Origin of the sequence: Cytobacillus depressus (assembly GCF_008923245.1) — a bacterium.
In the GTDB taxonomy this organism is placed as follows: domain Bacteria; phylum Bacillota; class Bacilli; order Bacillales; family Cytobacillaceae; genus Cytobacillus; species Cytobacillus depressus.
This window is the reverse complement of sequence record NZ_WBOS01000020.1, coordinates 16,286-29,893: the sequence shown is the minus strand read 5'-3', so window position 1 is coordinate 29,893 and position 13,608 is coordinate 16,286. Positions and strand designations below refer to the sequence as shown.

General features: G+C 40.3%; 12 protein-coding genes and 1 other annotated feature. All 12 genes read right to left on the bottom strand.

Going from position 1 to position 13,608, the window contains the following annotated elements; translation table 11 throughout:
* Positions 1-110: 110 nt before the first annotated feature.
* Entirely contained in the window at positions 111-3,710 is a 3,600-nt protein-coding gene (gene rpoC, locus F7731_RS22850) for a DNA-directed RNA polymerase subunit beta' (protein WP_151537110.1), read from the bottom strand.
* A 138-nt stretch (positions 3,711-3,848) separates the two neighbouring features.
* Positions 3,849-7,409 carry a DNA-directed RNA polymerase subunit beta gene (gene rpoB, locus F7731_RS22845; RefSeq protein WP_151537109.1) on the bottom strand — a complete coding sequence of 1,187 codons (3,561 nt, stop codon included), beginning with the start codon at positions 7,407-7,409 and terminating at the stop codon, positions 3,849-3,851.
* A 244-nt stretch (positions 7,410-7,653) separates the two neighbouring features.
* The gene (locus tag F7731_RS22840) at positions 7,654-8,256 is read right to left on the bottom strand and encodes a class I SAM-dependent methyltransferase (RefSeq protein WP_151537108.1); all 603 of its coding nucleotides are present in this window, start codon (positions 8,254-8,256) and stop codon (positions 7,654-7,656) included.
* Between the two features lie 89 nt (positions 8,257-8,345).
* Positions 8,346-8,708, bottom strand: a complete 363-nt coding sequence (gene rplL, locus F7731_RS22835) for a 50S ribosomal protein L7/L12 (RefSeq protein WP_151537107.1) — start codon at positions 8,706-8,708, stop codon at positions 8,346-8,348.
* A gap of 55 nt (positions 8,709-8,763) precedes the next feature.
* Complete coding sequence (gene rplJ / locus F7731_RS22830) at positions 8,764-9,264, bottom strand: 50S ribosomal protein L10 (protein ID WP_151537106.1); 501 nt, start codon at positions 9,262-9,264, stop codon at positions 8,764-8,766.
* A 34-nt stretch (positions 9,265-9,298) separates the two neighbouring features.
* Positions 9,299-9,433, bottom strand: a sequence feature (ribosomal protein L10 leader region).
* Positions 9,434-9,500: 67 nt separating this feature from the next.
* Positions 9,501-10,199, bottom strand: a complete 699-nt coding sequence (gene rplA / locus F7731_RS22825) for a 50S ribosomal protein L1 (protein ID WP_151537105.1) — start codon at positions 10,197-10,199, stop codon at positions 9,501-9,503.
* Positions 10,200-10,403: 204 nt separating this feature from the next.
* A complete protein-coding gene (rplK, locus tag F7731_RS22820) occupies positions 10,404-10,829 on the bottom strand; it encodes a 50S ribosomal protein L11 (protein ID WP_151537104.1) in 426 nt (141 codons plus the stop codon).
* Positions 10,830-11,086: 257 nt separating this feature from the next.
* Complete coding sequence (gene nusG / locus F7731_RS22815) at positions 11,087-11,620, bottom strand: transcription termination/antitermination protein NusG (RefSeq protein ID WP_151537103.1); 534 nt, start codon at positions 11,618-11,620, stop codon at positions 11,087-11,089.
* Between the two features lie 194 nt (positions 11,621-11,814).
* Complete coding sequence (gene secE, locus F7731_RS22810) at positions 11,815-11,997, bottom strand: preprotein translocase subunit SecE (protein ID WP_151537102.1); 183 nt, start codon at positions 11,995-11,997, stop codon at positions 11,815-11,817.
* 121 nt (positions 11,998-12,118) lie between these two features.
* On the bottom strand, positions 12,119-12,262 hold the full coding sequence (gene rpmG / locus F7731_RS22805) for a 50S ribosomal protein L33 (protein ID WP_151537101.1): 144 nt from the start codon (positions 12,260-12,262) through the stop codon (positions 12,119-12,121).
* A 111-nt stretch (positions 12,263-12,373) separates the two neighbouring features.
* Positions 12,374-13,093 carry an RNA polymerase sporulation sigma factor SigH gene (gene sigH, locus F7731_RS22800; RefSeq protein ID WP_151537100.1) on the bottom strand — a complete coding sequence of 240 codons (720 nt, stop codon included), beginning with the start codon at positions 13,091-13,093 and terminating at the stop codon, positions 12,374-12,376.
* Between the two features lie 4 nt (positions 13,094-13,097).
* On the bottom strand, positions 13,098-13,607 hold the full coding sequence (locus tag F7731_RS22795) for an NYN domain-containing protein (protein WP_151537099.1): 510 nt from the start codon (positions 13,605-13,607) through the stop codon (positions 13,098-13,100).
* Position 13,608: the final 1 nt, after the last annotated feature.

The window sequence follows — 13,608 nt, the reverse complement described above, 5'->3', positions numbered from 1 at the left end:
TATTTTTTGAAAAACATTTATGAATCTATGTCCTCATTGAGTTAATTGATTTGTATTCATTATTATAAACGGCACTGACTAAGCAAGTTAGTCAGTACCGAAATAGGACTCTATTCTACGGTAACAGTGTCTTCAGCTGTTTCTTCATTCGTGTATGGTTCAGCTCTGCGATAACGCTGCATTCCCGTACCAGCTGGAACAAGTTTACCAATAATTACATTTTCTTTTAATCCAAGTAATTCATCGCGTTTTCCTTTAATTGCCGCATCTGTAAGAACTCTTGTTGTTTCTTGGAAGGAAGCAGCAGATAGGAATGAATCTGTTTCAAGAGACGCTTTCGTAATTCCAAGTAATACCGGACGACCTGTTGCAGGCAGCTTACCAGCAAGAAGGGCTTTTTCGTTCGCATCTGTAAACTGATGTATATCAAGCAATGTACCTGGTAGTACATCTGTTTCTGCCGCATCGATGACACGTACTTTACGAAGCATTTGGCGTACCATTACTTCGATATGCTTGTCACCAATTTCAACCCCTTGCATACGATAAACCTTCTGAACTTCACGCAATAAGTATTCTTGAACAGCTGTCACGTCCTTCACGCGAATTAACTCTTTTGGATCGATGGAACCTTCCGTTAACTCTTGTCCGCGCTCCACATGGTCATTTATTGCTACTTTTAGACGGGCAGTGTAAGGCGCATTATATGTGCGTGACTCTACTTCACCTTGGATCACAATTTCATGCTGGCGATCTCTTCCTTCGTTAATGCCTACTACGACACCTTCAATTTCAGAAATAACAGCCACACCTTTCGGATTACGTGCTTCAAACAGCTCTTGGATACGCGGCAAACCTTGTGTAATATCGTCTCCCGCAACTCCACCTGTATGGAAAGTACGCATCGTTAACTGCGTTCCAGGCTCACCGATCGACTGAGCAGCGATAATTCCTACTGCTTCCCCTACTTCAACTTCTTGGCCTGTTGCTAAGTTGCGGCCGTAGCACTTCTTACATACGCCATGGCGAGTGTTACAAGTAAATGCAGAGCGAATCCAAACTTGTTCAACATTGGCTTTTGCTACTACTTCAGCAAGATCTTCCGTGATTAATCCGTTTTCAGGTATAATAACCTCTTTAGTTTCCGGATGGCGGATTGCCCTTCTTGCATGACGACCAATTAAACGCTCTTCAAGTGTTTCAATGATTTCAGTACCATCTTTCAACGCACTAATTAGCAAGCCACGGTCTGTTCCACAGTCATCTTCACGGACAATGACATCTTGCGCCACGTCAACTAGACGACGAGTTAAATAACCAGAGTCGGCTGTTTTAAGGGCTGTATCGGCAAGACCTTTACGAGCACCGTGTGTTGAAATAAAGTATTCTAACACCGTTAAACCTTCGCGGAAGCTTGAGCGAATTGGAAGTTCAATAATACGTCCAGCCGGGTTGGCCATCAGGCCTCGCATACCCGCTAATTGAGTGAAGTTAGATGCGTTACCACGGGCACCAGAGTCACTCATCATGAAGATAGGGTTTGAACGATCAAGAGACTTCATAATTTTCTCTTGAATCGTATCTTTAGCCGCACTCCAGATCGAAATAACCCGATCATAACGTTCATCTTCTGTAATGAGACCACGTCTAAATTGCTTCATTACATTATCAACTTTAGTTTGAGCTTCTTGAATAATTTGCTCTTTCTCACCTAGTACTACGATATCAGATACACCAACGGTAATACCGGCTTTAGTTGAGTATTTGAATCCGAGATCTTTCATGCGGTCAAGCATCTTAGATGTTTCGGTAATTTTGTAGCGTTTAAATACTTCAGCAATAATATTTCCTAGGATCTTCTTCTTAAATGGATCCACAAGCGGCATTTCACGAATAATTGAAAGTACTTCTTGGCCTTTATCCACAAAATACTTAGCAGGAGTTTCTTCTTCAAGATTTTGTCTAGTAGGCTCATTAATATACGGGAATGACGTTGGTAAAATCTCATTAAAGATTAGTTTCCCTACTGTTGTAATGAGAAGCTTTTGATTTTGCTCAGGTGTAAATGTTGGGTTTTTCAAGGAACCAGCATGAACCGCTACACGAGTATGGAGATGAACATATCCATTTTGATATGCAAGTAACGCTTCATTCGTATCCTTAAAGATCATTCCTTCCCCAACAACGCCATCTCTTTCTAATGTTAAGTAATAGTTACCTAATACCATATCCTGAGAAGGAGTAACAACTGGTTTACCATCTTTCGGATTCAGAATGTTTTGTGCTGCAAGCATTAAAAGCCTAGCTTCAGCTTGAGCTTCTGCCGAAAGCGGTACGTGAACAGCCATTTGGTCTCCATCGAAGTCCGCGTTGTAAGCTGTACATACAAGTGGATGAAGACGGATCGCACGGCCTTCTACTAGTGTTGGTTCAAACGCCTGAATTCCTAATCTATGAAGAGTAGGGGCGCGGTTTAGAAGAACCGGATGCTCTTTAATGACGCTTTCTAACACATCCCAAACTTCTGGCTGCACTCGCTCAATTTTACGTTTGGCTGATTTAATATTATGTGATAGACCCTTCTCGACTAACTCTTTCATAACAAATGGTTTAAAGAGCTCTAATGCCATTTCTTTCGGAAGTCCGCATTGATACATTTTTAAATTCGGTCCTACAACAATAACCGAACGTCCAGAGTAGTCAACACGTTTTCCTAATAAGTTCTGACGGAAGCGTCCTTGCTTTCCTTTCAGCATGTGAGAAAGTGACTTTAATGGTCTGTTACCAGGACCCGTAACAGGTCTGCCGCGACGTCCATTATCAATCAAAGCGTCCACAGCTTCCTGCAACATACGTTTTTCGTTTTGAACGATAATGCTCGGTGCACCAAGATCCAATAAACGTTTTAAACGATTATTTCTGTTGATTACACGGCGGTATAAATCATTCAGGTCAGATGTCGCGAAACGGCCGCCATCAAGCTGAACCATCGGACGAAGCTCTGGTGGAATAACAGGAAGCACATCAAGAATCATCCAAGATGGCTCGTTGCCTGAACCACGGAAGGCTTCTAGAACTTCTAGGCGCTTAATCGCACGAGTTCTTCTCTGTCCTTGCGCTGTTCTAAGTTCTTCTTTTAAGATATCAACTTCTTTATTCAAATCGATATCCGTAAGAAGCTTTTTAATAGACTCAGCACCCATGGAAGCTTGGAACTTACTTCCGTATTTTTCACGATATGCCCGATATTCTTTTTCCGAAAGCAACTGCTTTTTCTCAAGGGCTGTATCACCAGCATCAGTTACTACGTAAGATGCAAAATAAATGACTTCTTCAAGCGCACGAGGAGACATATCTAGAACAAGTCCCATTCTGCTTGGAATGCCTTTGAAATACCAAATGTGAGAAACAGGAGCAGCAAGCTCGATATGGCCCATTCTTTCACGGCGTACCTTTGCACGCGTTACTTCAACTCCGCATCGATCACAAACTACACCTTTATAGCGAACACGTTTGTACTTTCCACAATGACATTCCCAATCTTTTGTTGGTCCAAAAATACGCTCGCAGAATAAACCGTCTTTTTCTGGCTTTAATGTACGATAGTTAATCGTTTCAGGTTTTTTAACCTCACCATGTGACCATGAACGTATTTTATCTGGTGAAGCAAGACCGATTTTCATATACTCAAAATTGTTTACATCTAGCAAGGGGCCTACCTCCCTTTTAATCTCCGGGCTATGCCCATTTTGCCCATAGAAAGCAATTTGGGTGCAAATTTAATGGTTCCAATCAGCCTTCTCTTAATTTATTAGCGAAGGCTGGGAACAAATTTTAAACAAATGTATCTACTCTTTTGTCACAACTTCCTCAGGTTCTGAGTTTTGTGGTTCAGGTGTGATTGTGAAGGATTCAGCTTGCTGGATATCTTCATCATCCTCAGTATCGCGCATTTCGATTTCTTTTTCATCACCCGATAAAATCTTAACGTCCATACCTAAGCTTTGAAGTTCTTTAATTAATACTTTAAACGACTCAGGGACACCTGGCTCTGGAACGTTCTCACCTTTAACGATTGCTTCATATGTTTTCACACGTCCTACGACGTCATCCGATTTAACGGTTAAGATTTCCTGCAATGTATATGCAGCACCGTAGGCCTCAAGCGCCCAAACCTCCATCTCTCCGAAACGCTGACCGCCAAATTGAGCTTTACCGCCCAACGGCTGTTGAGTAACAAGAGAGTATGGTCCTGTAGAACGAGCATGAAGCTTGTCATCAACCATGTGAGCGAGCTTGATCATGTACATGACACCAACAGATACACGGTTATCAAACGGTTCTCCTGAACGTCCATCATAAAGAACTGTCTTCGCATCACGGGCCATGCCTGCTTCTTCAATCGTACTCCAAACATCTTCTTCAGTCGCACCGTCAAATACAGGTGATGCGACATGAATGCCTAGAGATCTTGCTGCCATTCCCAGATGAAGCTCAAGCACCTGTCCGATGTTCATACGAGATGGAACCCCTAATGGGTTTAACATGATGTCAACTGGTGTTCCGTCTGGCATATAAGGCATATCCTCTTCCGGTAAAATTCGCGAGATAACCCCTTTGTTACCATGTCGGCCCGCCATTTTATCCCCTTCAGAGATTTTACGTTTTTGAACAATGTATACACGGACAAGCTGATTTACTCCTGGTGGAAGCTCATCTCCATCTTCTCGGTTGAAGACTTTAACGTCCAGAACAATACCACCGCCGCCGTGCGGAACACGAAGGGAAGTATCACGAACTTCTCGTGCTTTTTCTCCGAAGATTGCATGCAATAGTCTTTCTTCAGCTGTAAGTTCAGTCACACCTTTAGGCGTCACTTTTCCTACTAGAAGATCGCCATCCTTAACCTCAGCACCCGTTCGGATAATTCCTCTCTCATCCAAGTTGCGGAGAGCATCCTCTCCAACGTTTGGAATATCGCGAGTAATCTCTTCAGGTCCAAGCTTCGTATCTCGTGATTCAGACTCGTATTCTTCAATATGAATCGAAGTATACACATCGTCCTTCACAAGACGTTCGCTCATAATGATAGCATCTTCATAGTTATATCCATCCCAAGTCATAAACGCTACTAATACGTTACGTCCAAGTGCTAATTCTCCAAGCTCCATAGATGGACCATCAGCAAGAATTTCACCTTTTGTTACACGGTTTCCTTCTGCAACAATCGGACGCTGGTTATAACAAGTACCCTGATTCGAACGGATAAACTTCAGCATTCTGTATTTATCAAGATCGCCTTTTGTCTCTTGGCCATCTACATTTACAATTCTACGGACCCATACTTCACGGGCTTCAACATGCTCTATAATTCCATCATGCTTACAGATAACTGCAGCACCGGAATCTTTCCCTGAAACATATTCCATCCCTGTTCCTACTCTTGGTGCTTCTGGCTGCATCAACGGTACAGCCTGACGTTGCATGTTCGCACCCATTAACGCACGGTTAGAGTCATCATTTTCTAGGAACGGAATACACGCGGTCGCAGCAGACACAACTTGCTTCGGTGAAACGTCCATATAGTCGACACGATCACGAGCGACAACAGTGTTTTCACCTTTGAAACGAGCAACAACTTCCTCTTCTAGGAAGGAGCCATCATCACCAAGTAATACGTTTGCTTGTGCAACTACATAGTTGTCTTCTTCATCGGCTGTTAAATAATCAATACGAGCGGTTACTTTTCCTGTTTCTGGGTCAACACGGCGATAAGGAGTTTCAATAAAACCAAATCTGTTAACCTTTGCAAAGGATGATAATGAGTTAATCAAACCGATATTCGGTCCCTCAGGAGTCTCAATCGGACACATACGCCCATAGTGGGAGTAGTGAACGTCACGCACTTCAAACCCTGCACGCTCACGAGTTAATCCCCCTGGTCCAAGGGCAGATAACCGGCGTTTATGCGTTAATTCTGCAAGTGGATTCGTTTGATCCATGAATTGCGATAACTGCGAGCTTCCGAAGAACTCTTTAATCGACGCGATAACCGGTCGAATATTAATTAATTGCTGTGGAGTAATTGTATTGGTATCTTGAATTGACATTCTTTCGCGAACAACACGTTCCATTCTTGAAAGACCAATACGGAACTGGTTTTGCAACAGCTCTCCAACAGAGCGTAAACGTCTATTTCCAAGATGGTCAATATCATCCGTATCCCCAACTGAATGAAGCAGATTAAAGAAATAGCTAATAGAGGCGATAATATCAGAAGGTGAAATATTCTTCACAGCCTCTTCAACATACGCATTCCCTATAACATTAATGGCCTTTTCTCCATCTTCGTTTGGAGCATAAATTTTAATTGATTGAAGAGTAACATCCTCTTCTAGCACCCCGGCAACTAGACTCACTTTTTTGAAACCAATGTTGTTCTCTAAGTTTGGAAGGATACGATCGAGTGTACGTCGATCAAGGGTTACTCCTTTTTCAGCGATAATCTCGCCTGTTTCCGGATCTACTAGCGTTTCGGCAAGTTTTTGTCCGAATAATCTATTTTTAATATGAAGCTTTTTGTTAATTTTGTATCGTCCTACGTTCGCTAAATCATAACGCTTAGGGTCAAAAAATCTAGATACTAATAAGCTTTTTGCGTTTTCTACTGTTGGTGGTTCACCAGGACGAAGGCGCTCATAAATTTCTAATAATGCCTTATCTGTCCCTTCTGTATTGTCTTTCTCCAACGTATTGCGAATGTATTCATTGTCTCCAATCAAATCAATGATTTCTTGATCAGATCCGAACCCAAGCGAACGCAAAAGAACCGTAACGGGCAGTTTCCGAGTACGATCTATTCTAACGTACACGACATCCTTGGCATCTGTTTCATACTCAAGCCAAGCGCCGCGGTTCGGGATTACAGTTGCTGTAAAGCCCTTTTTCCCGTTTTTATCTATTTTTCCACTATAGTATACACTTGGTGAACGAACAAGCTGAGAAACAATTACACGCTCTGCTCCGTTGATCACAAATGTACCTGTTTCTGTCATAAGCGGGAAGTCACCCATAAAGACATCCTGGTCTTTAACTTCGCCTGTTTCTTTGTTTACAAGACGTACTTTCACTCGCAATGGTGCTGAGTATGTAACATCTCTTTCTTTCGATTCCTCAACGGAATATTTTGGCTCGCCAAGGCTGTAATCAATAAATTCAAGCGACAAATTACCAGTAAAGTCTTCAATCGGCGAAATATCTTGGAACATTTCGCGTAAACCCTCATCAAGAAACCATTGATAAGAAGAGGTTTGGATTTCGATTAGATTTGGTAATTCTAAAACTTCACTGATTCGTGCGTAACTCCTACGTTGGCGGTGTCGTCCATACTGAACAAGTTGACCTATCAACTGATTCACCCCTCAAATCAAGCTTAATGGCAATAATGTATTCTCAAATAGAACAAACTGTCCTATCTTAAGACAAAAAGAAAAAAGGGTTTTTAGTTCAAAAAACCACATTTTCACATTACGACTATTATTTTGTTATCTTTTCCACTAAAAACCAATTTTATACAACTTTTGTCTATTTTAGTAAATAGTCGGAGTATATTATGTTGGCATTATATAATGCTAACACACACAAAAAGTCAAGTCAATATTTTTTTGCTCGCAAAATATAATAGCCTTTTTTCTTTTCCACTGTTTCTACTTCACTAAATAACTCTGATAATTTTTCAATAGCTGACGGGGCTCCTTGTTTTTTCTGTATCACTACCCAAAGGTCTCCGTCTTGTTGCAACTTATGATAGCTTTGCTCAAAAATATCATGGACAACCTTTTTTCCCGCCCGGATGGGAGGATTCGTTAATATCGCCGCAAACTTGGCATCCTTTACATTTTCAAGACGATCACTTTCATAAATAGTGACATTTTTAATTTGATTTAACTCTGCATTTTCACGTGCGAGAGATAAGGCTCTTGAATTGACATCTACCATGTGGACAAGGCGGTCTTCCATATGCTTCGCAATAGATAGCCCAATCGGTCCGTACCCACAGCCAACATCAAGTATATTCCCTTCGATAGCCGGATGTTCAAATGTCTCTATCAGTAATCTTGAACCAAAATCAACTTCATTTTTTGAAAAAACTCCATTATCCGTCTTAAAACGGAACGGATGATTCTTTAAGGTAAAACTCCAATATTTCGGGTTACTTTCTGTACTTTGTGTTTTGGAATAGTAATGTTCTGACATGACATATCACCTCCAATCGGGGATTTGGTTGCAGAAATAATGAGAGGTTAAAAAAAGCCCGCTATACAGCGGGCTTTCTTAAATCTATATTACTTAACTTCAACGCCAGCTCCAACTTCTTCAAGTTTAGCTTTGATTTCTTCAGCTTCCTCTTTAGAAGCGCCTTCTTTGATTGCTTTTGGAGTGTTGTCAACAAGTTCTTTTGCTTCTTTAAGACCAAGACCTGTGATTTCACGAACAACTTTGATAACTTTGATTTTTTGATCGCCTGCAGAAGCAAGGATTACATCAAAATCAGTTTTTTCTTCAACAGCGCCAGCAGCAGCTCCGCCCATAACAGCCACAGGAGCTGCAGCAGTTACACCAAATTCTTCTTCGATAGCTTTTACTAAGTCGTTTAATTCTAAAACAGTCATATTTTTAACCGCTTCAATGATTTGTTCTTGAGTCATGATAAAGTTTCCTCCTTAAATTTGGTTAATAAATTTTGATTATATTAAAACTAGCTTACGCGCTTTGTTCTTCTTTTTGATCTGCAACAGCTTTTGCAGCAAGAGCAAGATTGCGGATAGGTGCTTGAAGTACGCTGAGTAGCATAGATAGTAAGCCTTCGCGAGATGGTAGTTCTGCAAGAGCTTTAATTTCCTCTGCTGATGCAACATTTCCTTCAATTACACCTGCTTTAATTTCAAGTGCATCATTCTTTTTAGCAAAATCATTAATGATTTTTGCTGGAGCAATTACATCTTCAGTACTGAATGCAATCGCATTTGGACCAGTTAACACTTCGTTTAAACCAGTTAGTTCAGCAACTTCCGCAGCACGGCGTGTTAAAGTATTTTTGTATACTTTGAATTCAACACCAGCTTCGCGAAGCTGTTTACGAAGTTCAGTTACTTGAGTAACAGTTAAACCACGGTAGTCAACAACAACTGTTGATACACTACCTTTTAGTTTATCAGCAATATCTTCGACGATTTGTTTCTTTTGTTCGATAGCGCTGCTCATCTTTACACCTCCTGTAGAATTTTCTGCACTTATACCGTTCAATAATAAACCTCCACATCAAGTAGACATGGAGGGAGTATACAATAGGCAAACTGAAAATCTATCGTATGACCTCGGCAGGATATTAAGCATGGGCACCTGCTGTCTACGGTACAAATGTATATATATATTAACAACAAAATACATATTACAGAATGTGATTTTGTTTGTCAATCTTATTAGGTAATTTCCAATTATTACTTAACTGTAACCGTTGAAGGATCTACTTTAACGCCAGGTCCCATAGTAGAAGTAACAGATACGTTCTTCATGTAAGTACCTTTTGCAGCTGAAGGCTTCACTTTAAGCATTGTTTCGAAAATTGTGTTGAAGTTTTCAACAAGCTTTTCGTTTTCGAATGATGCTTTACCGATTGGAACATGGATGTTACCAGCTTTATCAGTACGGTATTCAACTTTACCTGCTTTGATTTCGTTAATAGCTTTTTCTACATCAAATGTAACAGTGCCAGTTTTAGGGTTTGGCATTAAACCTTTTGGTCCTAATACACGACCAAGCTTACCAACTTCACCCATCATATCAGGAGTAGCAACGATTACATCAAACTCAAACCAACCTTGGTTGATTTTGTTGATGAACTCTGAATCGCCTACATAATCTGCGCCAGCAGCTTCTGCTTCCTTTGCTTTTTCACCCTTCGCGAATACTAGAACGCGTTGAGTTTTACCAGTTCCGTTTGGAAGAACAACTGCTCCACGGATGTTTTGGTCAGCTTTCTTAGGATCAATTCCTAAGCGAAAAGCAACTTCTACAGTTGCATCGAATTTAGTGAAATTTGTTTTCTTTGCAAGATCAATCGCTTCTTCAATTGGATAAGCTTTCGTACGATCTACAAGCTTTGCAGCTTCTAAAAACTTCTTACCTTTTTTAGCCATTATAATTTCCTCCTTGATTGTGGTTTTAGCGGATATCCTCCCACTTACGAAAAACGCTAAGCGTTTTTCTAATGTCGGATGCCAGAAGTCGAATTTTTGTTACGACTTAGCATTCGACATCATCATTAGACAGAACAAAGGTTGCGTGTGAAACCAAATTCAACGACGCAACCCCATTAACAACCTAAAGCTCCGTAACATGGATTAGTCTTCGATCGTGATACCCATGCTGCGTGCAGTACCTTCAACCATAAGCATTGCAGCTTCAACGCTAGCAGCGTTTAGGTCAGGCATTTTTGTTTCAGCAATCTCGCGTACCTTGTCACGCTTGACTGTTGCTACTTTATTACGGTTTGGTTCACCAGAACCAGACTCGATTCCAGCCGCTTTCTTAAGAAGAACTGCAGCAGGAGGAGTTTTCGTAATAAATGTAAATGAACGGTCTTCAAAAACCGTAATTTCAACAGGAATGATTAGGCCAGCTTGTTCAGCTGTACGTGCGTTAAATTCCTTACAGAATCCCATGATGTTAACACCCGCTTGACCTAGTGCAGGTCCTACTGGTGGCGCAGGGTTAGCTTTACCTGCTGGAATTTGTAACTTTACAAGTTTGATTACTTTTTTAGCCACGAGACACACCTCCTTAAAGTCCGTGATGTGGTAATTGGGGCCTTAGTGACTGTTGGGGTCCCCTCCCACTCAACTTATAGTCTTTATATCAAGATAAAGAAAACTACATTGTCCGGTCTCAAAAATTGAGACATACTGACCTTTGAAATATTATCACTTTTCAAAGTCAATTTCAAGTTTTTTTCAAAAAATAGAGAGAGAAGCTTTTAGAGCTAGAACATACTTCCTAACTTTAAACACTCTAAAGGTTTTTCCTCTTAAATCCTTTCAATCTGTGAGTAATCAAGCTCTACAGGAGTATCGCGACCAAACATATTAACAAGAACTTTAATTTTCGCCTTGTCTTTGTCAATTTCTTCAATTGACCCTGTGAAGTTAGCAAATGGACCTTCTTTCACCTGAACAACTTCACCGATTTCGAAATTAATATCCACTCGTTTTTCATCGACACCCATACGCTTCAAGATTACATTGACTTCTTCAGGTAATAACGGTGTCGGCTTCGAGCCTGAACCAGCCGAACCAACGAATCCCGTAACACCTGGTGTATTGCGAACGACATACCATGAATCGTCTGTCATTACAATTTCAACGAGGACATATCCAGGGAATACTTTCCGCTTTACTACCTTCTTCTTGCCATTTTTAAAATCAGTTTCTTCTTCTTCCGGTACAATTACGCGGAAGATCTTATCTTGCATACCCATAGATTCTACACGCTTCTCTAGGTTTGCCTTTACTTTATTTTCATAACCGGAATACGTATGAACAACATACCAATTCTTTTCCATTCAAGGGGACTAAAGCGTCCTTCCCTCCCTATATTTCATATTCGCGCTTCGAGAATATTTGCAGCCAGATTTACCTGGACTCACTCGATATATCCCATAAAAAAATACTGTTTTTAACCAAATAAAAAACCCGTTTCCGGGCTTTGCAAATGTTTTCCTGCGTTATTCTCCATTATACCATGGAAATACAGGGGTTATTCAAGAATTAAACGAATCAATTCAGAAATACCTAAGTCAACCACTCCAAAGAAAATCGCAAAAAACGCTACAGTTGCAAGAACAGTAATTGTATAAGTAGTCATTTCTTTACGCTTTGGCCAACTGACCTTTCTCATTTCACGTCCAATATCGCGGAAAAAATTCAAGATGCGTTGCATTTTGTAACCCCCAACTTACTTATGGTCTAAGTAAATTTAATAATGTATTATAGATAAAAACAATTATATCTCTATCAAATCGCTATTATTTAAGTAAACAAAAGAAATGCATTTCAAAAAATTACTTTGTTTCACGATGGATTGTATGATTACTGCATGTTTTGCAATATTTCTTAAGCTCTAATCGTTCGGAGTCTTTATTATTCATTGTTGAATAATTTCTCGATCCACACTCACCGCAAGCTAGTACAACTTTTTTCCTCATGATTCCACCTACTAAAAATACATTTACGTCCTTAAAACTTTATCATGGTCATGGCATGATGTCAATGACAGTGAAAGCCGGAAGAAAGAGTGAGCACTAATTTTATCCTTCTTACAAAGTGATTTCACGAACCTCCAAATACCTTTCGAGCTTTCTCTTTACCCGTTGCAGAGCATTATCAATGGACTTCACATGTCTGTTTAATTCTTCCGAAATTTCCTGATATGATTGTCCATCTAAGTATAGGGAAAGCACCTTTCGTTCGAGATCACTGAGAAGCTCAGACATTTTCACTTCAATATGGTCGAACTCCTCTTGATTAATAATCAATTCCTCGGGATCCATTACTTTCGCACCCGAAATAACATCCATCAATGTCCGGTCCGATTCTTCGTCATAGATCGGCTTGTCCAGTGACACATATGAATTCAACGGAATGTGCTTTTGTCTTGTTGCGGTTTTAATGGCTGTGATAATTTGCCTTGTAATGCACAGTTCTGCAAACGCTTTAAATGAAGATAGCTTGTCCTCTTTAAAGTCACGAATCGCCTTAAATAAGCCAATCATTCCCTCTTGAACAATGTCTTCCTTATCTGCACCAATTAAAAAGTATGATCTTGCTTTGGCCCGCACAAAGTTGCGATACTTATGAATTAAATAATCCAACGCTTCGCTTTCACCTTTGTGTACTAAATCAATCAATTCCTCATCTTCAAGCTGCATGTAATCTAAATTTTCATCGATTGTTTTCAAGTCAGTATCCACTAAGATCCCCCCGACCGCACAAGCATAGATAGAAATATTATACAGTAGGGTTTTTTCCAGCGTCAACCATTCATTGGTCCCCGCGGCGCCATTTTTCAAAAATTTCTGCCATTTCTTTACTAAGCGGAATCTTCGAGAATGGCTTATTTTCTTGAATTTTCTTGACCCTTTTCTCTATTCTCCCCTCAATTGAATTCATTTCATTTAATAATTCTCTTGAAGATTTTCTTAAAGCGCCTTGGCCAAATATCGCCCATTGTTCAGTGAAATCGGAAGTTGCTACATGAACTTGTGTTTTGATGTTATTCAGGCTGATGGCAAGTTTTTCAATTCTCTCATCAGCCGTCTCATTTGTTCTTGTAAAAATCACTTCAACCTTTGAATCTTTATATTTTTTTTCTGTACCCTTTACAAAATGGGCATCGAAAACAACGATCACTCGATATCCAGAATACCCTTGGTACTCTGCCATTTTTTCAATCAATCGGTCCCTGGCAGCTGACAAATCTTTTTTCTTAAGCTCTCTTAACTCTGGCCAAGCACCAATGACGTTATAACCGTCGACAAGTAGGATGTCCATT

Coding starts and splice junctions, on each gene's coding strand:
- F7731_RS22840 (WP_151537108.1), bottom strand. CDS start 8,256: ATGTCAGAACATTACTATTCCAAAACACAAAGTACAGAAAGTAACCCG.
- rplL (WP_151537107.1), bottom strand. CDS start 8,708: ATGACTCAAGAACAAATCATTGAAGCGGTTAAAAATATGACTGTTTTA.
- rplJ (WP_151537106.1), bottom strand. CDS start 9,264: ATGAGCAGCGCTATCGAACAAAAGAAACAAATCGTCGAAGATATTGCT.
- rplA (WP_151537105.1), bottom strand. CDS start 10,199: ATGGCTAAAAAAGGTAAGAAGTTTTTAGAAGCTGCAAAGCTTGTAGAT.
- nusG (WP_151537103.1), bottom strand. CDS start 11,620: ATGGAAAAGAATTGGTATGTTGTTCATACGTATTCCGGTTATGAAAAT.
- secE (WP_151537102.1), bottom strand. CDS start 11,997: ATGCAACGCATCTTGAATTTTTTCCGCGATATTGGACGTGAAATGAGA.
- rpmG (WP_151537101.1), bottom strand. CDS start 12,262: ATGAGGAAAAAAGTTGTACTAGCTTGCGGTGAGTGTGGATCGAGAAAT.
- F7731_RS22795 (WP_151537099.1), bottom strand. CDS start 13,607: ATGGACATCCTACTTGTCGACGGTTATAACGTCATTGGTGCTTGGCCA.